Annotated in this window: 17 protein-coding genes; 9 read left to right on the forward strand and 8 right to left on the reverse strand. The window is 65.0% G+C overall.

Annotated elements, in window-relative coordinates:
• Positions 1 to 140: 140 nt before the first annotated feature.
• The 3 genes from ACVCL9_RS07975 to ACVCL9_RS07985 all read left to right on the forward strand — a co-directional run bounded on the left by ACVCL9_RS07975 (position 141) and on the right by ACVCL9_RS07985 (position 1,488).
• Entirely contained in the window at positions 141 to 641 is a 501-nt protein-coding gene (locus ACVCL9_RS07975; RefSeq protein ID WP_447098504.1) for a hypothetical protein, read from the forward strand.
• 191 nt (positions 642 to 832) lie between these two features.
• Positions 833 to 1,177: a transposase gene (locus ACVCL9_RS07980; protein WP_447098503.1), complete on the forward strand. Its 345-nt coding sequence runs from the start codon at positions 833 to 835 to the stop codon at positions 1,175 to 1,177.
• Entirely contained in the window at positions 1,078 to 1,488 is a 411-nt protein-coding gene (locus ACVCL9_RS07985) for a transposase (RefSeq protein ID WP_447099534.1), read from the forward strand. Before ACVCL9_RS07980 ends, ACVCL9_RS07985 begins: the two co-directional genes overlap by 100 nt.
• A 49-nt stretch (positions 1,489 to 1,537) precedes the next feature.
• On the opposite strand, the gene ACVCL9_RS07990 is transcribed toward ACVCL9_RS07985, so the two are convergent.
• The 4 genes from ACVCL9_RS07990 to ACVCL9_RS08005 form a co-directional block, all read right to left on the reverse strand.
• Complete coding sequence (locus ACVCL9_RS07990) at positions 1,538 to 1,870, reverse strand: DUF2442 domain-containing protein (protein ID WP_447098502.1); 333 nt, start codon at positions 1,868 to 1,870, stop codon at positions 1,538 to 1,540.
• Between the two features lie 65 nt (positions 1,871 to 1,935).
• The gene (locus tag ACVCL9_RS07995; RefSeq protein WP_447098501.1) at positions 1,936 to 2,772 is read right to left on the reverse strand and encodes a transposase; all 837 of its coding nucleotides are present in this window, start codon (positions 2,770 to 2,772) and stop codon (positions 1,936 to 1,938) included.
• A gap of 842 nt (positions 2,773 to 3,614) precedes the next feature.
• Complete coding sequence (locus ACVCL9_RS08000; RefSeq protein WP_447098500.1) at positions 3,615 to 5,429, reverse strand: AIPR family protein; 1,815 nt, start codon at positions 5,427 to 5,429, stop codon at positions 3,615 to 3,617.
• A gap of 81 nt (positions 5,430 to 5,510) precedes the next feature.
• Positions 5,511 to 9,086 (reverse strand): methylmalonyl-CoA mutase family protein, encoded by a 3,576-nt coding sequence (locus ACVCL9_RS08005; protein ID WP_447098499.1) that lies wholly within the window; start codon positions 9,084 to 9,086, stop codon positions 5,511 to 5,513.
• 265 nt (positions 9,087 to 9,351) lie between these two features.
• Between ACVCL9_RS08005 and ACVCL9_RS08010 the strand changes: the two genes are divergently transcribed.
• A complete protein-coding gene (locus ACVCL9_RS08010) occupies positions 9,352 to 10,188 on the forward strand; it encodes an energy transducer TonB (protein WP_447098498.1) in 837 nt (278 codons plus the stop codon).
• A 91-nt stretch (positions 10,189 to 10,279) separates the two neighbouring features.
• On the opposite strand, the gene ACVCL9_RS08015 is transcribed toward ACVCL9_RS08010, so the two are convergent.
• Positions 10,280 to 11,185, reverse strand: a complete 906-nt coding sequence (locus ACVCL9_RS08015) for an alpha/beta hydrolase (RefSeq protein ID WP_447098497.1) — start codon at positions 11,183 to 11,185, stop codon at positions 10,280 to 10,282.
• 10 nt (positions 11,186 to 11,195) lie between these two features.
• Complete coding sequence (locus tag ACVCL9_RS08020) at positions 11,196 to 11,798, reverse strand: TetR/AcrR family transcriptional regulator (protein ID WP_447098496.1); 603 nt, start codon at positions 11,796 to 11,798, stop codon at positions 11,196 to 11,198.
• 105 nt (positions 11,799 to 11,903) lie between these two features.
• On the opposite strand from ACVCL9_RS08020, the gene ACVCL9_RS08025 reads away from it, so the two are divergent.
• The 3 genes from ACVCL9_RS08025 (at position 11,904) to ACVCL9_RS08035 (ending at position 14,464) form a co-directional block, all read left to right on the forward strand.
• Positions 11,904 to 12,701: a M48 family metalloprotease gene (locus tag ACVCL9_RS08025; protein WP_447098495.1), complete on the forward strand. Its 798-nt coding sequence runs from the start codon at positions 11,904 to 11,906 to the stop codon at positions 12,699 to 12,701.
• Between the two features lie 110 nt (positions 12,702 to 12,811).
• A complete protein-coding gene (locus ACVCL9_RS08030) occupies positions 12,812 to 13,147 on the forward strand; it encodes a YXWGXW repeat-containing protein (protein WP_447098494.1) in 336 nt (111 codons plus the stop codon).
• Positions 13,148 to 13,360: 213 nt separating this feature from the next.
• The gene (locus ACVCL9_RS08035; protein ID WP_395119529.1) at positions 13,361 to 14,464 is read left to right on the forward strand and encodes a Glu/Leu/Phe/Val dehydrogenase dimerization domain-containing protein; all 1,104 of its coding nucleotides are present in this window, start codon (positions 13,361 to 13,363) and stop codon (positions 14,462 to 14,464) included.
• A 58-nt stretch (positions 14,465 to 14,522) separates the two neighbouring features.
• Here ACVCL9_RS08035 and ACVCL9_RS08040 read toward each other — a convergent pair whose 3' ends face one another.
• Complete coding sequence (locus ACVCL9_RS08040) at positions 14,523 to 15,641, reverse strand: diguanylate cyclase domain-containing protein (protein WP_447098493.1); 1,119 nt, start codon at positions 15,639 to 15,641, stop codon at positions 14,523 to 14,525.
• A 300-nt stretch (positions 15,642 to 15,941) separates the two neighbouring features.
• Here ACVCL9_RS08040 and ACVCL9_RS08045 point away from each other — a divergent pair, with 300 nt between their 5' ends.
• Both ACVCL9_RS08045 and ACVCL9_RS08050 read left to right on the forward strand, forming a co-directional pair.
• Positions 15,942 to 17,489, forward strand: coding sequence for a phospholipase D family protein (locus tag ACVCL9_RS08045; protein ID WP_447098492.1), 1,548 nt, complete (start codon positions 15,942 to 15,944; stop codon positions 17,487 to 17,489).
• Positions 17,490 to 17,552: 63 nt separating this feature from the next.
• Positions 17,553 to 18,710, forward strand: coding sequence for an isovaleryl-CoA dehydrogenase (locus ACVCL9_RS08050; protein WP_395119532.1), 1,158 nt, complete (start codon positions 17,553 to 17,555; stop codon positions 18,708 to 18,710).
• Between the two features lie 456 nt (positions 18,711 to 19,166).
• Here the strand turns inward: ACVCL9_RS08050 and ACVCL9_RS08055 are convergent, their stop codons facing one another.
• Positions 19,167 to 22,013 (reverse strand): S8 family serine peptidase, encoded by a 2,847-nt coding sequence (locus ACVCL9_RS08055; RefSeq protein ID WP_447098491.1) that lies wholly within the window; start codon positions 22,011 to 22,013, stop codon positions 19,167 to 19,169.
• Positions 22,014 to 22,230: the final 217 nt, after the last annotated feature.

Raw genomic sequence — 22,230 nt, forward strand, 5'->3', positions numbered from 1 at the left:
GAAGCATCGCCCGCAAGCGGGCTCCTACGACAGACAGGTCGTGACGCCTCCCGGAACTTGTCGGCGCGCCGCCTTTCCAACAGGGATGTACACGCCGACGCGGCCTCGCGCGTTGGATACGTGATCACCCCGGAGTCCGCATGAACGTCCCCCGCCTTCTCCCCGCCCTGCTGGCCACCTTGCTGGCCGCGCCGGCATGGGCGCAGAGCACAACCCAGCCGCTGAATCTCAAACTCCCGACCGGCGAACTGCCAGCCGCCAGCAGCACCACGGTCACACCTGCGAACGACGCCACGACACCCGCTCCCGCCACCACGCCCCGCACGCGCACCGCAGACAGCGTCGCCGCCACGCCACCGCGCGACCCGCCAGGCGTCTACTACGGCGACACCAGCGGACGCCTGGGCAACACCGAAGTCGCCCGCGACGCGCGGGCGGACTGCGACGACTCCACCTACAACCAGCCACAAGTCCACGGCAGCGTCGGCATGGGCGTGGCCGGCGGCAGCCGCTTCAGCGGCAACTACCAGACCGGCACGGTCAACGTCACCAAGGCCTTCGGCAGCTGCGACGAGCCGAGCGGCGGCATCAGCATCTCCGTCGGCGCCGGCACCAGCCACTTCCACGGTCGCGGTCATTGATGCGGCAGGGGTACTCGCGCCCAAAGGGGTCAGGTTCATTTCCTACGCCAGATTGAGCCGTATGGAAGTGCGCCACGCGCGCGCTCCCGGCAGCACTCGTTTCAACAGCCATGCAACCTGATCCGCTCCAACGCAGGAAGCACGGCATGGCGCGCTAGCCCCGTATCGATCTTCCCGGCATCCCGCAACACGTGGTTCAACGAGGCAATGACCGCCAAGCCTGCTTCGCGGGAGAAGCCGACTACTTGCGCTATCTGCAGGAGTTGCGTGGAGCATCATCCAGACACGACTGTGCGATCCACGCCTACGTGTTGATGACAAACCACGTCCACCTGCTGGTGACACCGGCCACCACCGGAGCCATCTCCCGCATGATGCAAGCGGTAGGCCGCCGCTACGTCGGCAGTTTCAATGCACGCTACCGGCGCACGGCACCTTGTGGGAAAGACGCTTCAAGGCAGCACTGGTCGATACCGACCGGTACCTGCTCACCTGCTATCGCTACATCGAGCTCAATCCCGTCAGGGCCCACATGACCGACGATCCCGCGGACTACCCTTCGAGCCACCACCACAACGCGATGGGACAACCAGCGCCGCTCATCACGCCGCACCAACAATACATGCTGCTGGCCACCACACTTGCCACACGACAAGCCGCCTACCGCGCGCTGGTCGATGAACTCGTGGAAGAAAAGCATCTCGACGACCTTCGCCAACACACTCAGCAGCAGCGCGCCTGGGGCAGCGAACGCTCTCGACAGCAAATCGAAGCACTGACCCAATGCTCAGTCAGCGTCAGGCCTCGCGGCAGACCCCCCAAGCCGCGAAAAATCGGGACTAAATGAACCTGACCCCTTTTTTCGAGAAAGCTCCGCCGAGCTTGCTTCAATAGCCTCAAGCGAACAAGAGGCAGCGGTCGTCCCACGACGATTCAAACGATTGTAAGTGAACCCCTTTTTGAACCACCTTCTTCCCCCGCACCAACCTCCCCTCATCCTGCAGCCGCCGATACAACGATCCCGCACTGAAATCCGACCCGTTCGGCCAAGCCAGTGCACCAAGCTCGATGAAGTGGCGTGCAAAGAACGCCGGATCACGCAGCGGCGCCGTCATCTCCGTGTCCGCCTCAACGAACCTGGAAAAGTCAAACACGCCCGAGGCACCGTCGGAGAAACGTAGCAACAGCTGATACCGCTCTTTTGGTTCGACTGCGATCAGCTTGATCATCGTCGGCTCCCGGAATCCGACTGGGGAAGCAAAGGGTCAGGCCTGGCATCATTGCATTCGGACATCTAGACGGCCCCGCGGACGATGCGGCCGACCGTGGTGAAATGCACGTTGAAATAGGCGGCAATCTGCGTATAGCTGTATTCACCGGTGGCCCACGCCGCCCGCATGGCGGCATCACGATCCAGGTGGGCTTTCGCAATCGCCTTTAGCGGCGGTGCCGGTGGCCGACGCTGAGCACGCGGAATGTTGATGTCGTCCGGCCGCTGCCCGGCTCGTTGGTGTGAAGCAGCGACAAAAGTATCGTCACCGAGGAATACTTGGCGGTTCAGATGTTTCCAGATCGACTCGCCTTCCATCCCCTCGTGCACGAACTTCTCGTACGCTGCCACGGCCCGGGCACGGCGTGTTCCAAACTGCGCAAGAAGCCCATCCGTCTCCAGCCAAGCTGGCGCGCCCACCTCACCCGTAATGGCTTGATAGCTGCTCCACGGCCACTTTGCGGGCGAGTCCACCATGTGCGCACGCACCGGATTCAACACCACGTAACGGGTCAACTCCAGTAGATAGCTGTCGGCATCGACCAGGATCGCCTTGTAGCGCCCTTGGAACAGGTGGCCCGTGCGGTGGTGACGGCGATTGCTCCATTGCGTGAACACGCCATTGAGTTGGCGCATCCCTTTTGACAAATTGCCATCCGGCGTCGCGATCACCAGATGGTAGTGATTGCTCATCAGGCAGTACGCATGGCAACACCAATTGAACTGCCCGACCACCTGGCCGAGCACCTCAAGAAACTGCGCACGATCCACGTCATCCTCATAGATCGCCTCCCGGCGATCACCACGTGCCGTCACGTGATAGAGCGCACCACCAAATTCAAGGCGAACGGGTCGAGCCATGCCGCGGAGCCTACTCCAGCGAATGCTACGATGCTAGACCTGACCCCATGCTTTGTGCTTTGTGCTTTGCATGCTTTGCATGCTTTGTGCAGCGAATGCTACGATGCTAGACCTGACCCCATGCTTTGTGCAAGCGCATCGAAGTGTTGTTGCTGCTCCACACGATGGCAGCCTTCGCCAGTTGGCTGGTGGGCATGGCCTGCGAAACCGCAGGTATCGATCAGTGGCTGACACCTTGTCGAGCCAAACGACGGCTGTACTCGATCATGCGACTCGGTCGTGAGGCGCTGGTGCGACGATGGTCAAACGCCAGGCTCGTCGAACTCATGAATCAGATACGAAAGCCAAGTCCGGCGCTACTCGATCAGATGGGTGTGCCGGCATGAAAACGTGGGGAAACCTCAGCCTCCGTCCCCTTATTCCGGAGGGACGAGATTTAATTAGCCACGTCCCCTTTATTCTGCACCCAGCAACAACGTGCCTAGGGCAGCGACCGTTTCCGCCAACAGATCGAAGCACTAACCCAGCGAGCCGTCAGCGTCCGACCGCGCGGCCGGCCACCGAAGCCACCCGAAACATTGGAAAAATGAACCTGACCCCTTTTTTGGCCCCGAAGCCACCCGAAACATTGGAAAAATGAACCTGACCCCCTTTTTAGACCCCTTTTTTAGCTCGACCCCTTTTTTAGCTCGCAACAACGTGCCTGGGGCAGCGACCGTTTCCGCCAACAGATCGAAGCACTAACCCAGCGGGCCGTCAGCGTCCGACCGCGCGGCCGGCCACCGAAGCCACCCGAAACATTGGAAAAATGAACCTGACCCTTTTTTTGTCGACACCTTTTTTCATGAAGCCGGCGTCCGCGCACGATCTGCAGCACTAATTTCCCGCTGCATATGCGTCCTGAGTTCATCGCGAAACTGCCTAAGCCTGATTAGCTCGCCCTTTCTAACAATATTGTTCGAGGTGAAACCTGTGCGGGCATGCTCGAAGGTTTCTATCGCCGCCGCAAACAGCCGCACGCAAAACTCTTCGTCCGAGAGTCTGGCAACCATTTGCTCACATCGCTCGTCGGTCTTCCCGGAGTTCATCGGGCCAACATCGACTCGCATGTCCATAGTCATCCGCGCCAGCCAGCAAAGCCAATATCGCGCGTAGTTGAAGCGCCCGTCTATTCTGCCTCGCGATTGCAGGACGTGGTACTTAAACAACAGCAGCGCGGACAAGTAGTAGGGCGTAAACTTATGATCCTCCACGAAGAGCCTAGTTCGATGCTCCCGAAGAATAGTGCTTGGGTTATTACTCATCACGAGTTGCGGTTCGCCCATCATCACCGATGCGAAAGACCTGATTTGCGAGTGAAGATTCACGATTCGAGGGCGCTCGATAGCGGCGTCACTGACCGATGAATACTCCTTCGAACGGCGCTCGTAGAAAAGTCTGTCTTGCGGATCAGACGGAAATATTCTGTAGAATTCTTGTAGTCGCTTATGGAATTTGTCGAGCGAAACGAATGCCTCATCAGGAACCGGGGTTTGTCGGTTTGTGGAACGGATGATCTTCGCAATTAGGTCATTGCTATTTGTGTGAATGATCTTGACAGGAATCTTAAGCGCACCATTTTCTCGTACGGCATCTCGATGGCGATAGACCATGTGACTGGTCTGACACCCGTTCACAACGAAATAGTCGCCAATCTCGTACTCGGTGGCACGTATGTTTGAAAACTCGCGCGCAACAACAGTGACACCATTATTCAGCAATACGAACTTATCGAGCATCACTGGATCGGCGAGCGTGTGTGCTATCTCATTGTTAACAGTGTTATCGTCTCCTTGAAAGTCTCTGACGTTCTCGTAGAACACGTGTTTTCTCAGTGAACCATCCGAGCTTTCAATTAACTTTAAGAACTGTTGTGCCGGCAAAAAACCAATAAACGCCTGAACCACATCCTCAATGTTGTCGCAAGGAACACTCTTCTCTAGTGTTATACTCACGCGAAAGCGATTCTCGATTTCACTGTAGGCATCAATAATGTAATCAGCGTCGACTAGCTTAATTGTGGCGGCACCGACTTCCTGGACAGCATCCGTAAGCGCTTCCTCCTGAGCCTTGAGAAGCCCTGGCAATAGCTCATCCGTCGGTTTACCTCCACCCGTCGCGTAGTAAAGCTCGCAACGCGGCCGCTTGGAGCCGAACAGGCGCGCGTTCTCGACCCGGAAGACCTCAGAGATCAACCGCCGGGCTTCTATCAACTCATCCGTCAATGGGATGGACGGATTCTCAGCGAAAAGGTTGCGGACAGCGGCAACAAACTTCAGCAGATCACCGGAATCAACGGAAGAGGAACGCTTCGTTTGTATGAATACAAAACGTACATCCATCCGGCGAGCTTTTCGATGTATTTCAATGTCATCCTCGTTAGCAACGAGGGCATCGTTTATAAATAGCGCGAAGGCATCCAGACCAAAGGTACTGCCGCCGTCTACGTCGACCTGCTCGAACACATTCGGATCAGAGAATGCATCCGGATCGATCTTAGAAAGAAGAGCGTAATTGACAAGGCGTTCGAACTGCTTTGCCTCATCCAATTTCTTGATTCCAAAGGAATCTGTGAACTCGTCGAGAATCCCCTTCAGGATTCGATTTCCTATGCTCATCGCTCCCCCGAATTTTCTGCGCCAAGCATATACACCTGCCTGGCATCGAACCTGTTACCCCTAATGCACCAACGGCGTGTCCTACATATTCCGCCGATACTCCCCCCCCACCTCATACAACGCATGGCTGATCTGCCCCAACGAGTTGTACTTCACCGCCTCGATCAACTGCTCGAACACATTCCGCCGCTCCCGCGCCGTCGTTTGTAGCACCTTGAGACTGTCGGAGGCCAGCGCATTCCGCGCCTCCCCATAACTCCGCACATTGGCAATCTGCGCCCCCTTCTCCTCCTCCGTCGAGCGAATCAACTCAATCTCGGTGGCAATCTCCCCGCCATGATCCTTCGGCAGGAACGTATTCACGCCGATCAACGGCAACAACCCATCATGCTTCTTGTGCTCGTAATACATCGACTCTTCCTGGATCTTCCCGCGCTGGTACATGGTGTCCATCGCCCCAAGCACCCCGCCCCGCTCGCTGATCGCCTCGAACTCCTTGTACACCGCTTCCTCGACCAGGTCAGTCAGCGTGTCGACCACGTAACTCCCCTGCCACGGGTTCTCGTTGAAATTCAGCCCGAGCTCCTTGTTGATGATCATCTGGATCGCCACCGCCCGCCGCACGCTTTCTTCGGTGGGCGTGGTGATCGCTTCGTCATAGGCGTTGGTATGGAGTGAGTTGCAGTTGTCGAACAGCGCGTACATCGCCTGCAACGTGGTGCGGATGTCGTTGAACTGGATTTCCTGCGCGTGCAGGGATCGGCCTGAGGTCTGGATGTGGTACTTCATCATCTGGCTGCGCGGAGAAGCGCCGTAGCGCTCGCGCATGGCGCGGGCCCAGATGCGGCGGGCGACGCGGCCGATGACGGTGTATTCCGGGTCCATGCCGTTGGAGAAGAAAAAGCTGAGGTTGGGCGCAAAGTCGTCCACCTTCATGCCGCGGGCGAGGTAGTACTCGACGATGGTGAAGCCGTTGCTCAGCGTGAAGGCGAGCTGGCTGATCGGGTTCGCGCCGGCTTCGGCGATGTGGTAACCGCTGATCGACACCGAGTAGAAGTTGCGCACCTTGTGGTCGACGAAGTACTGCTGGATGTCGCCCATCATGCGCAGCGCGAATTCGGTGGAGAAGATGCAGGTGTTCTGCGCCTGGTCTTCCTTCAGGATGTCGGCCTGCACGGTGCCACGCACCTTGGTCAGCGTGTCGGCTTTGATGCGCGCGTAGGTTTCCGCGTCGACCAGCTCGTCGCCGCAGACGCCGAGCAGGCCAAGGCCGAGGCCGTCGTTACCCTTGGGCAGCTCGCCGTGGTACTGCGGGCGCGGGGTGTTGGCGTACAGCTTGTCGATGTATTGCTGCGCGGCGGCCCAACGCTTGTCGTCTTCCTTGAGGTACTTCTCGACGTTCTGGTCGATGGCGGTGTTCATGAACATCGCCAGGATCATCGGCGCGGGGCCGTTGATGGTCATGGATACGGACGTGCTGGGCGCGCTGAGGTCGAAGCCGGAGTAGAGCTTCTTCATGTCGTCCAGGGTGGCGATGTTGACGCCGGAGTTGCCGATCTTGCCGTAGATGTCCGGGCGCGGCGCCGGGTCCTCGCCGTACAGGGTGACCGAGTCGAACGCGGTGGACAGGCGCGTGGCGGCGCCGCCCTGGCTCAGGTAATGGAAGCGGCGGTTGGTGCGCTCGGGCGTGCCTTCGCCGGCGAACATGCGGGTGGGGTCTTCGCCGCTGCGGCGGTACGGGTAGACGCCGCCGGTGTACGGGTAGTGGCCGGGCAGGTTTTCCTTGCCGAGGAAGGTGAGGAGTTCGCCCCAGTCCTTCGACTTGGGCGGGGCGACTTTGGGGATCTTCTGGTGGCTCAGGGATTCGCGGTAGTTGTCGACCTTGATGACCTTGTCGCGGACCTTGTATTCGTTGACGTCGGCGGTGACCGAGGCGTAGAGCGCGGGCCATTCGCGGAGCTGGTGGATGGCTTCGTGGGTGAGTTCCTTGAGGGCGGCGTTGTAGCGTTGGCGGAGGAGCAGGATTGAGCGGTCGACGGCGCTTTCTCCCCTCTCCCCTTGGAAGAGGGGTTGGGGGTGAGGGTGCGGGACCGGGGTGGAGTCTCGCGCTCCGGCCGTACCCTCACCCTCGATCCCTCTCCCGGAGGGAGAGGGATGCAAATCGGCGTTGCGATACAACTCCAGCGGGCGCGGCAGCTTGTCGTCGCCCAGTTCCTTCAACGCCTCGTAGTAGTGCTGCGCCTTGCTGGCGTATTCGGCCTGGGTCTCGATGCTCTTGTTGATGGCGCGGCCCTGCTCGGCGATTTCGGCGAGGTAGCGCACGCGGGGGCCGGGGATCAGCACGGTGGCGCGGGGTTCTTTCAGGGTGGTGTCGAGGTTGGGGGTCCACTTGTCGGCGGGCAGCGACAGCTTTTCGCGCATGAGCCGGCACAGGTTGGCGAACATCCAGGTGATGCCGGGATCGTTGAACTGGCTGGCGATGGTGGGGTACGCGGGCACGTCCTCGTCTTTCACGTTGAACGCGGTGCGGTTGCGCTTCCACTGCTTGCGCACGTCGCGCAGGGCGTCCTCGGCGCCGCGCTTGTCGAACTTGTTGAGCACGATGAGCTCGGCGAAGTCGATCATGTCGATCTTCTCCAGCTGGCTGGCGGCGCCGTAGTCGCTGGTCATCACGTAGGCGGGGAAATCGACCAGGTCGACGATCTCCGAATCGCTCTGGCCGATGCCGGCGGTCTCGACGATGACCAGGTCGTAGGGCTGGCTCTTGAGGAAGTCGATGCAGTCGTGCAGCACGGTGTTGGTGGCCGCGTGCTGGCGGCGGGTGGCCATCGAGCGCATGTAGACGCGATGGCTGCGCAGCGAGTTCATGCGGATGCGGTCGCCCAGCAGGGCACCGCCGGAGCGCCGGCGGGTGGGATCGACGGCCAGCACCGCGATGCGCATGTCGGGGAAGGCGTGCAGGAAGCGCAGCAGCAGTTCGTCGACCACGCTGGATTTGCCGGCGCCGCCGGTACCGGTGAGGCCGAGCACGGGCGTGTGCTTGCCGGCCAGCTTCCACTGCTTGCGCAGGCGGTCGAGTTCGGCGTCGGTGTAGCTGCCGCCTTCCAGGCTGGTCAGCACGTGGCCGATGCTGATCTCGTCGTCGACGTCGGGCGTGGCGTGGCTGGCCGCCTCGCGCTGGGTGAGGCGCGACTCGCGGCCCTGCTGCGCGCGGCGGATCACGTCCTCGATCATCTCCACCAGGCCCAGCTTCATGCCGTCGTTGGGGTGGTAGATGCGCTCCACGCCGTAGGCTTCCAGCTCCCTGATCTCTTCCGGGGTGATGGTGCCGCCGCCACCGCCGAACACGCGGATATGGCTGGCGCCCTTCTCCTTGAGCATGTCGACCATGTACTTGAAGTACTCGACGTGGCCGCCCTGGTAGGACGACATGGCGATCGCGTCGGCATCCTCCTGCAATGCCGCGCGCACCACGTCCTCGACCGAGCGGTTGTGGCCGAGGTGGATCACCTCCGCGCCCTGGCTCTGGATGATCCGCCGCATGATGTTGATCGCCGCGTCATGGCCATCGAACAGGCTGGCCGCGGTGACGAACCGCAGTGGGGTGGTTTCCGTCTGCGGGACGCTGGCGGGGACGTGCTTGGCGGGGGAACTCATGGCAACTCCGGACATCGTGTGCTTGAACCGTTCGATTCTAGTGGGAATCGGCATCAAGGGCTTGGACGGGGTCAGCCTGATGCGAGGCGCGCCGGGGTGTTCCTCCGGCATCCGGCGGCGCCCCACGTGGTGGCTGCCACCACGTTTTGCCGACATACTCGGCTCAGACAGGTGACGCCATCGGCGCGCCGACCAAGGCGAACGGGTAACGGACCGCGGCAGGGAGCGGCGCCAGGCAACTTAAACGCACTGGAGGAATGCACGCATGAAGAAGGTGATATTCGCGGCCATCTTTGCCTTGGTCGCGGTGGTCGCGCAGGCCAGCTCGGTCAAGGATCTCGAATCCTCCGCCGTCATCGACGGCAGCATCGTGGTGACCACGGATGGCTCGGTGCGGACCACGCAGATCGATGAGCCCGAGAAGTACGGTCCCATCGCCGAGATGGTGCGCAAGGCCGCGTTGAAGTGGCGCTTTCAGCCCGTGCTGCGCCATGGCGAACCGGTGGTGGCGAAGGCCAGCATGCATGTCCGCGTCGTGGTCAAGAAATTGTCCGAGGGCCGCTATGCGGCTCGCATCACGGGCGCGACGTTCGGCGATGACGACCCCGTGCCCACCAACGAGCTGCGATATGCGGACAGCCAGCGGGTCATGCCGATCTACCCCGCCGCCCCGGCCAAGGCCCGCGTGGACGCCACCGTGTACGTGGTGCTGCGCGTGGACCGCAGCGGCCGCGTCGCCGATGCCGTGGCCGAACAGGTGAACCTTGGCAGCCCCGGGGCCGAAGTTCTGGCGCGCAGATACCGCCGTGCCTTCGCCGAGGCGGCGCTGGAGGCGGCGCGCAAGTGGACTTTCAAGGTCCCCACCACCGGCGAGCTGGCCGCCAGATCGGACTGGACGGCTCGCGTCCCGATAGATTTCCACGTCGAGTCATCGCGCCACGCCGATACCGTGCCGGTCTGGCAGACCTACGTTCCCGGGCCGTACACGCCCGCCCCATGGGTTCACCGCCCGGGGCAAGACGCCGGCGATGCCATTGCCGAGGGTGCGCTGCAGACCGATGGCACCGGCCCGGTACTGCTCAGCAAACCGGACCAGGGCTGACAAGCGGCGAATAGCGCGCCGTCCGGTGGCGCGGAAGCGGCGCTTGCCCAAGGACACGCCATGGTAGCGATCACGCCGCCGCAGGCGTGGCTCAGGCCTGGTCGCAGAAGAGGTTCGGCGAACCCACCACGCGCGCGCCCACCGTTTCCCCGCGCAGGAAAGCAAACGCCGCGTTGATCACCTCGGGCGCATCGAGCACGCGGCGGTGACCGAGGCCCTGCGTCGTGTACAGCCGCGCGCCGGAGCAGTACTGGGCGTAGCGCTCGCCCTCGCCCCACGGCACCTCGGTGTCATCGAGGTCGTGCACGATCAGCACGGGCTGGCCCAGCGCGGGCAGGTGGCGATGCACCTGCAGTTGTTCGACGCTGACGCCGGTGCGGCGCAGCAGCCAGTCGAAGAATGGTTGTTGCAAGTGTTCGCCCAGGCGCACGAAGCGGAAAAAACGGCTGGCCGCGGCCTTCATGTCTGCCGCCGGCGCCACCAGGATCAGCCGCCGCGCATGCCAACTCTCGTCCTGCGCGAAGACGACAGCGGCGCCACCCAGCGAGTGGCCGACCGCCAGCGCGGCGTTGCCGTAATGTTCGCCGATCGCGTGGATGGTCGCGGTGAACTCCGGCAGCGTGCACAGCGTGCCGCTGCTGTGGCCGTGGCCGGGCTGGTCGAACGTGACCACGGCGAATCCCAGCGCGCGCAAGCGCGCCACCCACGGCAGGAAGCGCAGGCCGAAGCTGGACCAGCCGTGCGCCAGCAGCGCATACGGCTGGGTCGAGGGATCGCCCCAGACATAGGTGGCGATGGTTTCGCCGTTGACGTGCAACTCGCCGCGGCGCATGTCCGCGTCGCCTTGCACGGCTTCGGCGCGGCTGCGGCTGCTGGCGAACGGGGTGGCAAACAGGCGCGCGGCGCGGTTCACGGTGCGCCCGGGCGCGATCCGCCCGCCCAGCACGAAGCCGGTGCGCACGGTGCCGAGCCTGATTTTTTCGATGACGGTGGACATGGGTCTCGCCTCAGGTTTGCCAGCTGCGCCACAGGCGCTCGAAGGCCGCGCGGGTGCGCTGGCCGGCTTCGTCGAATCCGAACAGCCCGGCGTCGTGGTGCAGGCCGAGCATCAGGGCGTAGATCTCGAAGGCGAGCTGGGCGACGTCGGTGTCGCTGCGCAGGTGGCCCAGTTCCACCGCCTGCGCGATCGCCTTCTGCAGTTCGTCGCGCCAGCCGGCCTGCTGCCGCACCACGCCGTCGTGCAGCGCGCCGTCGCGGCCGTCGTACTCGCTCACGGCCGACAGCAGCACGCAGCCGCTCTGGTGCTCGCGGCTCCACTCGAACCAGTGCGCCACGATCGCGCGCAGCCGCGGCAGGCCGCGCGGCTGCTTCAGCGCGGGCAGCAGCACCCGGGTCACGAAGCGCTGGCGGCCGGTGTCGAGCACGGCCAGTTGCAGGTCTTCGCGCGAGCCGAAGTGGGCGAACACGCCGCTCTTGGACATGCCCACGTCGCTGGCCAGGCCGCCGATCGACAGGCCTTCCAGCCCGTCGCGGCGGGCCAGCGCATAGGCATGATCGAGGATGGTGTCGCGGGTGGCCGTGCGCTTGCCGGGGCGGGTTGCGAGTGTCATGGCGGAAAAATAGCACGACCGTTCGTTCTATATCAAATGGTACTCACACAGTCTCGGCGGACCTTGCGGCTATGCTTCACCACTGCACGCCATGGAGGATTCCGCATGAAAATCCGCAATCTGGGCATTCCGCTCGCCACTGCCCTGCTGGCCGCCTGTGTCACCTCGCCCACCGGCCGCTCGCAGCTGATGGTGGTGTCGGACAGCCAGATGAGCCAGATGGGGCTGGCCGCTTTCAACGACATGCGCAAGCAGGGCAAGTTCGTCGACGCGCCGCGCGAGCGCGCGTATGCCACCTGCGTGTCCCGCGCGCTGGTCGCGGTGCTGCCGCCGCCGTGGAATACCCAGCAGTGGGAAGTGCAGATCGTTGGTGACGACACCGCCAACGCGTTCGCCCTGCCCGGTGGCCGGATCGGCGTGAACAAGGGCATGTTCAAGCTCGCCGACAACCAGGACCAGCTGGCCGTGGTGCTCGGCCACGAGCTGTCGCACGTGGTGGCACGCCACGGCGCGGAGCGCGTGTCCGACAACATGGCGGCGCAGGCGGCGGTGGCCGCCGGCACGGTGTACGCGGGCAGTCGCGGCGGCGACGCCAACACCGCGGCGGCGCTGCTCGGCGCCGGGGCGGAACTGAGCATCCTGCTGCCGTTCTCGCGCACGCAGGAAAGCGAGGCCGATACCTTGGGCCAGCGCTACATGGCGCAGGCCGGTTTCGATCCGCGCGCGGCGGTGGTGCTGTGGCAGAAAATGGGCGCGCAGGGCGGCAGCAAGCCGCCGGCATTTCTTTCCACGCATCCCGCGCCGGGCAACCGCGCCGAGGCGCTGGGTCGGCAGGCGCAGCAGTTGCTGCCGGTCTATCAACACGCACGCGCCAGCGGCCACGCACCGGACTGCCACTTGTGAACGGCGCTTGATCGCCGCCTGAACGAGCCACGCGCGGCCGGTCAACTGCCCGCCGCGCATCCCGTTTTCCATCCTGCCTGCCGCCTGACGCGGCGCCGACGGAGAACGCGATGTTGCGCAGCCCCCTCAAGTTTGCCCTGCTGGCCGGTTTCGGCCTGAGCCTTGCCGGCGCGCTGTATGCGCCGCCCGCCACCGCGCAAGCGCGGGTCGCGGTGGGCGTGAGCATCGGCGTGGCGCCGCCGCCGGCCCGCTTCGAACGCGTCCCGCCGCCACGCCGCGGCTACGTCTGGGCGCCCGGCTACTGGCGCTGGAACGCGCCCGCGCATCGTCATGTCTGGGTCGGCGGCTACTGGGTGCGGATGCGTCCGGGCTACCACTACCGACCGGCGCATTGGGTCCGTCACGGCCACGATTGGCGCTTCCGGCGCGGCTACTGGGGCCGCTGAGGGCGGCGGCCCGCGGCGCTCCATCCGCAGCCGGCTTGACGCGCCGCACCATCGCCGCCGGGGACGACGTACTAAACTTGGCGTTTTGACTGATCGCCCCGGCCCTGGTCGGGGCGATCGATTTCGTCCCTTACCACCATCGAGCGGGCCGCGTGCCCGCACCTTAGTCGGCGAGGCCTGCGGGCAACGTCAATCCATGGAGTCACCGTCGCAATGATTTTTGAAACCATCGCCAAGACCGGCCACGAAGAAGTCGTGTTCTGCCACAACGCCGACGCCGGCCTGAAGGCCATCGTCGCGATCCACAACACGGTGCTGGGCCCCGCGCTCGGCGGCCTGCGCATGTGGCCGTACAAGTCCGAGGCCGAAGCGGTGAACGACGTGCTGCGCCTGTCGCGCGGCATGACCTACAAGAACGCCGTGGCCGGCCTGAACCTGGGCGGCGGCAAGGCGGTGATCATCGGCGACCCGAGCAAGGACAAGTCCGAGGCGCTGTTCCGCTCGTTCGGCCGCTTCATCAACTCGTTGAACGGCCGCTACATCACCGCCGAGGACGTCGGCATCGACGTCAACGACATGGAATACGTGTTCCGCGAAACCGAGTACGTCACCGGCGTGCACCAGGTGCACGGCGGCTCGGGCGATCCCTCGCCGTTCACCGCCTACGGCACGCTGCAGGGCCTGATGGCCACGCTGCAGTTCAAGCACGGCAACGAGGACGTGGGCAAGTACAGCTTCGCGGTGCAGGGCTGCGGCCACGTCGGCGGCGAGTACATCAAGCTGCTGCGCGAACAGGGCGCCAAGGTGTTCGTCACCGACATCAACAAGGAAGCGGTGCAGCGCTGCGTCGACGAACTCGGTTGCGAGGCGGTGGGCCTGGACGAAATCTACGACGTGGACGCGGACGTCTATTCGCCGTGCGCGCTGGGCGGCACGCTGAACGAGCAGACCATCAACCGCATCAAGGCGAAGATCATCTGCGGCCCGGCCAACAACCAGCTGGCCACCGACGAGATCGGCGACGAGCTGAACCGCCGCGGCGTGCTGTATGCGCCGGACTACGCGGTCAACGCAGGCGGCGTGATGAACGTGTCGCTGGAGATCGACGGCTATAACCGCGAGCGCGCGATGCGCATGATGCGCACGATCTACTACAACCTGGGCCGCATCTTCGAGATCAGCAAATCGCAGGGCGTGCCGACCTACCTGGCCGCCGACCGCATGGCCGAAGAGCGCATCGCCGCGATCGGCAAGATCAAGCTGCCGCACATGGGCAACGGCGGCACCCGCTTCCAGGGCCGCATGCGCGGTCAGTGATCCCGACGGTTGCGCAAGACAAGGGCCGCGTCGCGAGGCGCGGCCTTTTTCATGGCAATCACGCCAGGCAGACGCCGTTGCGGCCGGCGTGCTTGGCCGCGTACATCTGCTGGTCGGCGCGGGCGACGGCTTCCATGAAACCCTCGCCGCGGCGATATTGGGTCACGCCGGCGGAAAAGCTGAAGGGCTGGCCCTCCGCTGCCCGCAATCCGCGCACGCCCTGGAGCAGACGATCGACCGTGGCGAGCGCGTCGACCCCGGCGCTGTCCGGCATCAGCACGAGAAACTCCTCGCCGCCCCAGCGGGCCACCATGTCCGAGCCGCGCAGCAGGTCGCGCACCGTATCCGCGAATGCGCGCAGAACGCGGTCGCCGCCGGCGTGGCCGAGCGTGTCGTTGATTTCCTTGAAGTGATCCAGATCGATCAGCGCCACCGAAAAGATCGTGCCGCTGCGCTCGGCGCGTGCCTGCTCCTGGGCCAGGCGATCCTGCGCGTGGCGGCGGTTGGCGAGTCCTGTGAGTTCGTCGTAGGCGGCGAGCCGCTGCACTTGCTCCAGTGCGCTGGCCAGCGCCACGCGCTGTTCGCGCAGGTTGGAGCGCAGGCGCGAGAGCCGCGACGCCACGTACGAAATCACCGGCAGCACGATCAGCAGCATGCCAAGGGCGGAAATGTCGTCGAGCATTTCCGGCGAGTCCAGCGACCACCCGATGGCGGGGGCGCGCTGCCACTCCATCACCGCGATGCTGACCAGAAAGCTTGCCAGCGCGAAGATGGTGAGCCGGGCGATGCGCTGCCACGGCAGCGAGAACGCGCCGAAGGTGAATACCAGCAGCAGCGGGCACAATGCCAGGTGGCGCGCGCTGCCGGCGGACATGTAGGCGTAATCCACGGCCACGATCGCCAGCACGGTCTGCCATTCGGTGAGCGCCGGATCGGCAAAGCGCAAGCTGAAGCCGCTGCGCAACGCGGCGTAGATGAGCCCCTGCCCGATCGCCTCGATCACGCCCAGGATCAGCAGGTTTTCCCAGCTCATCCAGCCCAGGAAAACGCCGCCTGCAAAGAACAGCGCGCAGCCCGCGGTGGCCACGCAGGCGATCAGCCACTGGCGCAGCCGGATGCGCTGGTGTCGCTCCGACCCCAGGATGATCTTGTCCAACCGCTGCATCAACGTTGTCACGTGGGCCTTGCCACCTCTTGTCGCCGGGGCAGACATGGGGTGCACCATGGGCAACTGTGCCCATGGACAACCTGCAAGGCGGCCCGAACTCTGACGGTTGCCCGCCGTCGTCTTGCGACACGGCAACGGCCGGGGCAGCGAAAACTTTAGCCGGTCCCCGCGCAGCACTCGGTGAAGGCCGCCTGGCGGCGCTCCCGCGGCCGTTGCGTGCCACGCCAGACTGTCCATTCCCCTTCCGGCTTTGCGTATGCGCGGCGGTCAACGAATAATCGGGTACGGGAGGTGCCACGGATGCGCAGGATGATGATCTGGCTGGGTTGCGGCATGTTCGCGCTGGTGCTGCTGATGGTCAGCGGGCTGTTGCTCGCCGATCGGCTGACCCCGCGCGCCACCGGTGCCCCGAGCAGCGCGTTGCCGATGCAGCCGGCGCAGACCCCGATCGATCGCGAACTGGCCCCGTACCTGGCCGCGCACCCCGGCGAGACCGCGGCGACCCTGCTGCCCGACGGCCTGGACGCGTTCGCCGCGCGCGCCGCCTCCGCGCGCCTGGCCGGGCGCAGCCTGGACCTGCAGTACTACATGTGGCACGACGACCTGGTCGGCCACCTGCTGGCGCGCGAGGTGTACGCCGCGGCCGAGCGCGGCGTGCGCGTGCGCCTGCTGCTCGACGACATCAACACCAAGGGGCTCGACCCGGCGCTGCTGGCGCTGGACGCGCATCCGAACATCGAGGTGCGCCTGTACAACCCGTTCCGCAACCGCAGCGGCGTGTGGCGCCTGCTGGAGATGGTGCAGCGTTTCTTCAGCGTCAACCACCGCATGCACAACAAGGCGTGGATCGCCGACGGCCGCGTCGCGCTGGTCGGGGGGCGCAACATCGGCGACGAGTACTTCGACGCCAACCGCAGCGTGAATTTCCGCGACCTCGACATGCTCCTGCTCGGTCCGGCCGTGGCCGACGCCAGCGCGATCTTCGACGACTTCTGGAACTCCAGCGCCGCGGTGCCGATCGAGGCGCTGAACCCGCAGACACCGGAAAACCTGCACAGGCTGGTGGCCGCGCTCGCCCACGAGTCCGCCGACGCGGCCGCGCAGGTCTACCTTGGCCGCGTCGCCGCCTCGCCTTCGGCGCAGCGCCTGACCAACCACGAGCTGGTGCCGCACTGGAGCGCGAACATCACCGTGGCATCCGATCCGCCGCAGAAGACGAAAGGCGCCGACCGCCGCGGCTGGCTGCAGCCGCGGCTGGCCGCGCATCTCGACGGCATGCATCGCGAGGTACTGCTGATCTCGCCCTACTTCGTCCCCGGCAAGCAAGGCACGGCGACCCTGCTCGGGCTGGCACGCGGCGGCACCCGCGTCGGCGTGGTCACCAACTCGCTGGCCGCCAACGACGTGCCGGCCGTACACAGCGGCTACGAGCGCTATCGCGATCGGTTGCTGGATGGCGGCGTGAGCCTGTTCGAGATCCGTCGCCACGGCCCGGTCGCCACCCACGGCCTGTTCGGCAGCAGCGGCGCCAGCCTGCACACCAAGGCATTCGTGATCGACGGCGCGCGCGGCTTCGTCGGATCGTTCAACCTCGACCCGCGCTCGGCCAACCTCAACACCGAGATGGGCGTGCTGTTCGACGACCCCGGCCTGGCCCGCGACCTGCGCCAGGAATACCTGCGGCTGGCCGCGCCGGTGCTCAGCTACGCGGTGCGCCGCGGCGCGGATGGCTCGACACAGTGGCTGGACCGCAGCACGCAGCCGCCGCAGGTGCTGGAGCACGAGCCCGACACCAGCTGGTGGCTGCGCACGACCACCCGCGCGATCAGCTGGCTGCCGATCGAATCGCAGCTGTAGGGACGCACGGGCCAGGCGGTGCCGCGTGCGCTAAAATCAGCAGCTCGCACCCAAGGAACCACCATGCGCCCGTTCCCGCTCGGAGAAGACATCGACCTGTTGCGCGAATCCGTGCATGCGTTCGCGGAGAAGGAGATCGCCCCGCGCGCCGACCGCATCGACCGCGACAACCTGTTCCCCGCCGACCTGTGGAAGAAGTTCGGCGAGATGGGGCTGCTCGGCGTGACCATTCCCGCCGAATACGGCGGCAGCGGCATGGGGTTCCTCGCGCACATGGTGGCGATGGAGGAGATCTCGCGCGCTTCCGGTTCGGTGGGCCTGTCCTACGGCGCGCACTCCAATCTCGCCGTGCAGAACATCTTCCACAACGGCAACGAGGCGCAGCGGCGCAAGTACATCCCGAAGCTGTGTTCGGGCGAGTACGTCGGCGCGCTGGCGATGAGCGAGCCGGGCGCCGGCTCGGACGTGGTCGGTTCGATGAGCTGCAAGGCCGAGAAGAAGGGCGACGCCTGGGTCGCCAACGGCAACAAGATGTGGATCACCAACGGCCCGGACGCCGACGTGCTGCTGGTCTACATGCGCACCGCGCCGCGCGTCGCCGGCAGCCGCTGCATGACCGCCTTCATCGTCGAGAAAGGCATGAAGGGCTTCCACACCGCGCAGAAGCTGGACAAGCTGGGCATGCGCGGCTCCAACACCTGCGAGCTGGTGTTCGAGGATTGCGCGATCCCCGAGGAGAACATCGTCGGCGAGGTCAACGAGGGTGTACGTGTGCTGATGAGCGGCCTGGACACCGAGCGGCTGGTGCTCTCCGGCGGCCCGATCGGATTGATGCAGGCATCGCTGGACCTTGCCCTGCCCTACGTGCGCGAGCGCAAGCAGTTCAACGCGCCGATCGGCACGTTCGGCGTGATGCAGGCGAAGATCGCCGACATGTACACGCGGCTGCAGTCCTCGCGCGGCTTTGCCTACATGGTCGCGCAGCAGTTCGACAACGGCGTCAAGTCGCGCATCGACCCGGCCGCGTGCCTGCTCAACGCCTCGGTCAACGCGGTGCAGGTGGCGCTGGAGGCCATCCAGACCCTCGGCGGCAACGGCTACATCAACGAGTTCCCCGCCGGGCGCCTGCTGCGCGACGCCAAGCTGTACGAGATCGGCGCCGGCACCAACGAGATCCGCCGCATGCTGATCGGCCGCGAACTCTTCCACGGCAAGGCATGAACCATATGCGCCGACAAAGGCATCGGCGCCGGCACATCGAACCGAATCCCGCCGCATGCTGATCGGCCGCGAACTCTTCCACGGCAAGGCATGAACCACATGCGCCGACAAAGGCATCGGCGCCGGCACATCGAACCGAATCCCGCCGCATGCTGATCGGCCGCGAACTGTTCCACGGCAAGGCATGAACCATATGCGCCGACAAAGGCATCGGCGCCGGCACATCGAACCGAATTCCGCCGCATGCTGATCGGCCGCGAGCTGTTCCACGGCAAGGCATGAACCACATGCGCCGACAAAGGCATCGGCGCCGGCACATCGAACCGAATCCCGCCGCATGCTGATCGGCCGCGAACTCTTCCACGGCAAGGCATGAAGCAAGGCGCCGAGGGAAGGCGCCAGACATGAAAAGGCCCGCGCGACGCGGGCCTTTTCATCACGCATGACTCGCGCGTTTCAGAACGTCCAGTTGAAGCTGATGGTGCCGGTCTGGCCCTGCTGGTGCTGGCCGGCGTAGCGGTCGTAACCCAACTGCAGGCTGGCCGCCGGGCTCATTTGCCAGTCCAGCGTGGTGCCAAGCACGCTGCCGTAGCGCGCCAGCCCGATGCCGCCGACCGGGGCAAACTGGTTGACGCCGCTGAAGCTGGCGTCGACCCACTCGCCACGCAGGCCGAAACTCTGCTGCCACAGCAGGCGCGTGCGCAGGCTGAGGCTGCCGCCATGCGCCAGCGCCCACGTGCGCGTGGCGCGCACGCCCAGGCCGGCCTGCCACAGGGCGGTGGTCTGCGCTCCCGACTTCAGTCCGAAGCCATAGGCGCCGACCTCATTGAAGCCATCGCGTTGCAGCTGGGCGTACTGCATGTCGACGTACGGCGTCAGCTCGGTGCGACCCAGCGCAAGGCGGTAACCGCTCTCGCCATAAGCCACGCCGTAGCGGCCATTGACGTTGCTGGCCACGCCGGTGACCTGGTTGCCCAGTTGCACCTGGCGACGCATCATCTCGCGATAGCTGCCAAGCCCGAAGCGGCCCATGGTGTACCACGAGCCGTGGATGATGCCGCCGTACAGCATGCCTTCCAGCGCGTGGCTGCGGCCCTGGTCGGCACTGCCGGCCAGCCGGCCCAGCCCCTCGCTCTGGCTGATCGCGTAACCAGCCACCGCATTGCCGCCGCCGAACCGGTAATCCTGGCCGACCAGCCAGCCACTGAGATCGACGCCGACGTTGCTGTAGCCGCTGCGCGACAGGTCGCCGTGATAGCCGAGGTTCTGCGTCCAGCCACCGGGCTGAGGGTTGTCGACCAGCGTATCGAAACGATCCGACAACGCGCGCGTGCCGGCGTTGATCGCCTCCAGCGTCATCGCGGCACTGGCCGCGTGCAGTTGGCCGGACAGGCTCTCCAGCGAATTCTGCAGCGCCGGGATGCCCTGCGTGTGCTGCAGGTTGCCGGCGCCCTCGATGAAGCCCAGCGATGCCGGCGCGATCCCCGACGGCGCCGCCGGACCCAGTTGGGTGTTGATCTGGTCGAATGCCGTCTGCACGCGCTGGGCCGCACCGTAGGACGCGGCGGTATAGCCCATCCCCTGCACGGCCGTGGCTTGCACCTGGGTCACGTTGAGCCAGGCGTTGTTGCCGTCGTAATTGAGCGTGGCGGTGAGCAAGGTGACGTTGGATGCCTTGTTCAGCGCACTGAACGTCCCGGTGAGGCCGCCGGTCGCGGTGAGCACGTCGGTGTGCGTGTTGACCGTGTAGCCGGAGTCGTAGCCGGTGACGTACAGGTCGCCGCCGTTGAGCGTGGCGGTGCCGGTCACGCGCAATGCCGAACCCAGCGAAAGCGCCAGTCGCCCGCTGCTCTGCTGGGTGTAGTTCCCAGCCACGTTGACGTCGCCGCCGGCCACGGCCAGCACGCCGGCATTGCCCACGTTGCCGCCGATATCGTGGGTCTGGCTCAGCGTGCCGGCGGTGCCGATGTTGACGCTGCCGCCCAGCGACTTCGCCGTGAGCGTGCCGCCCAGCACCTGGGTCATGCCGGTGTAGCTGGCCGCCTGGGTCAGGTTGAGCGTGCCGGTGCCTTGCTTGATCAGGCCGCCCGCGCCGGAGATCGGGTTGTTCCAGTTGGAGCTGCCGGTAAAGCTGACGGTGACGTCGCCCCAGTTGAACTTCGCCGGGCCGTCGACCGCCCGCCCGACGTTCAACGCGCCGTAGCCGAAGACCGGGTCCGGGCCGGCGGCGCCGAGATCGTCGGCGGTGCCGAGCAGGGTCTGCCGCACCAGATCATTGGTGAAGTACGGGAACGCCTGCCACACCACGGCTGCGGCGCCGGAGATTTCCGGTGCAGCGAACGAGGTGCCCTTGACGATCCAGTAATCCGGGCTCGTCGTGCTGGCCGTTGCATCCTTGTCCAGCACGATCACGTCGCCCGGCGCGGCCAGGCAGTAGTCCATCGCCTTGCCGCAGGCGTTGGAATAACTGGCCAGCTGAGTCGGGTGCAGGCTGTCCAGCGCCACCGCGACCAGCCAGCCCTGCTCCAGATCGGGCGACAGCGTGGGCAAGGCGGCGATGTCGCTGGGATCGGCCCTGGATTCGTTGCCCGCGGCGAACACCACCAGGCCGCCGTGCTGCACCACGAAGGGTCGATAGGCGGCAGCGAAAGCCTGGTTGATCGAGGCGTCGGTGGTATCCCAGTAGATGCCGCCCCATGAATTGTTCATCACCTGCACGCCGGCATTGATCAGCGCCGGGTTCAGGGTCTGCGCGAAAAAGTCCGCGTCGGCGGCGGTGACCTTGTTGCCCTGGCCCGAACCGTCGTCGGTCGGCTCGGTGTCGCTGATGATGCGCGCCGATACCAGTTTGGCCCCGGGGGCGATGCCGCCCGGGAACTTGTCGAAAGCCGCGCCGGCGGCAATCTCCGATACCCAGGTGCCGTGCCCGACCACGTCGTCGATGGAGGTGTTGTTGAGCGTCGGGTCGACGTAGATCAGCTCCTGCGTGACCCGACCGGCCACGGTCGGATTGCTGCGCATGATGCCGCTGTCGACGATGCCCAAGGTGATGCCGGCGCCGGTGAAGCCCTTGCTGTGTGCGGCGTAGGTGTTGGTGAGACCTAGCTGGGCGTCGATCGGCGGCTGATCGGCCGGCGGCGGTGCCGGTGGTGGTGCCGGCGGCGGAGCGGGTGGCGGCCCGGATGGAGTGACCGGCGGCGCCTTGACCATGCCGCCGCCACCGCCGCAAGCACCCAGTGCAAACGCCAAGGCCGTCACCAAGGCGACGTTGCGTCGACGCATTCCCGCCACAGTCCTGCTCATGTCCCTTCTCCCGTCTCGTTCAGCACGCCGACCGCCAACGCTCGATCGCGGCAGTAGTATCCCCCCGGATCGGCGTATCTTCGCACAACAAATGTCATGAAAAACGCGCCGATATGTGCGCTTCGTCTACTGCCGGGGCCATTTGCCGTCGCCGGGAGCGCACTGCGATAATCCAGAGGTTCATTCCGGGCATTTGCCCGTCGATTGCCACCTTTCA

The sequence above is a fragment of the Rhodanobacter sp. UC4438_H5 genome, from assembly GCF_052978405.1.

Coding starts and splice junctions, on each gene's coding strand:
- ACVCL9_RS07975 (WP_447098504.1), top strand. CDS start 141: ATGAACGTCCCCCGCCTTCTCCCCGCCCTGCTGGCCACCTTGCTGGCC.
- ACVCL9_RS07990 (WP_447098502.1), bottom strand. CDS start 1,870: ATGATCAAGCTGATCGCAGTCGAACCAAAAGAGCGGTATCAGCTGTTG.
- ACVCL9_RS07995 (WP_447098501.1), bottom strand. CDS start 2,772: ATGGCTCGACCCGTTCGCCTTGAATTTGGTGGTGCGCTCTATCACGTG.
- ACVCL9_RS08000 (WP_447098500.1), bottom strand. CDS start 5,429: ATGAGCATAGGAAATCGAATCCTGAAGGGGATTCTCGACGAGTTCACA.
- ACVCL9_RS08005 (WP_447098499.1), bottom strand. CDS start 9,086: ATGAGTTCCCCCGCCAAGCACGTCCCCGCCAGCGTCCCGCAGACGGAA.
- ACVCL9_RS08010 (WP_447098498.1), top strand. CDS start 9,352: ATGAAGAAGGTGATATTCGCGGCCATCTTTGCCTTGGTCGCGGTGGTC.
- ACVCL9_RS08015 (WP_447098497.1), bottom strand. CDS start 11,185: ATGTCCACCGTCATCGAAAAAATCAGGCTCGGCACCGTGCGCACCGGC.
- ACVCL9_RS08020 (WP_447098496.1), bottom strand. CDS start 11,798: ATGACACTCGCAACCCGCCCCGGCAAGCGCACGGCCACCCGCGACACC.
- ACVCL9_RS08025 (WP_447098495.1), top strand. CDS start 11,904: ATGAAAATCCGCAATCTGGGCATTCCGCTCGCCACTGCCCTGCTGGCC.
- ACVCL9_RS08030 (WP_447098494.1), top strand. CDS start 12,812: ATGTTGCGCAGCCCCCTCAAGTTTGCCCTGCTGGCCGGTTTCGGCCTG.
- ACVCL9_RS08035 (WP_395119529.1), top strand. CDS start 13,361: ATGATTTTTGAAACCATCGCCAAGACCGGCCACGAAGAAGTCGTGTTC.
- ACVCL9_RS08045 (WP_447098492.1), top strand. CDS start 15,942: ATGATGATCTGGCTGGGTTGCGGCATGTTCGCGCTGGTGCTGCTGATG.
- ACVCL9_RS08050 (WP_395119532.1), top strand. CDS start 17,553: ATGCGCCCGTTCCCGCTCGGAGAAGACATCGACCTGTTGCGCGAATCC.
- ACVCL9_RS08055 (WP_447098491.1), bottom strand. CDS start 22,013: ATGAGCAGGACTGTGGCGGGAATGCGTCGACGCAACGTCGCCTTGGTG.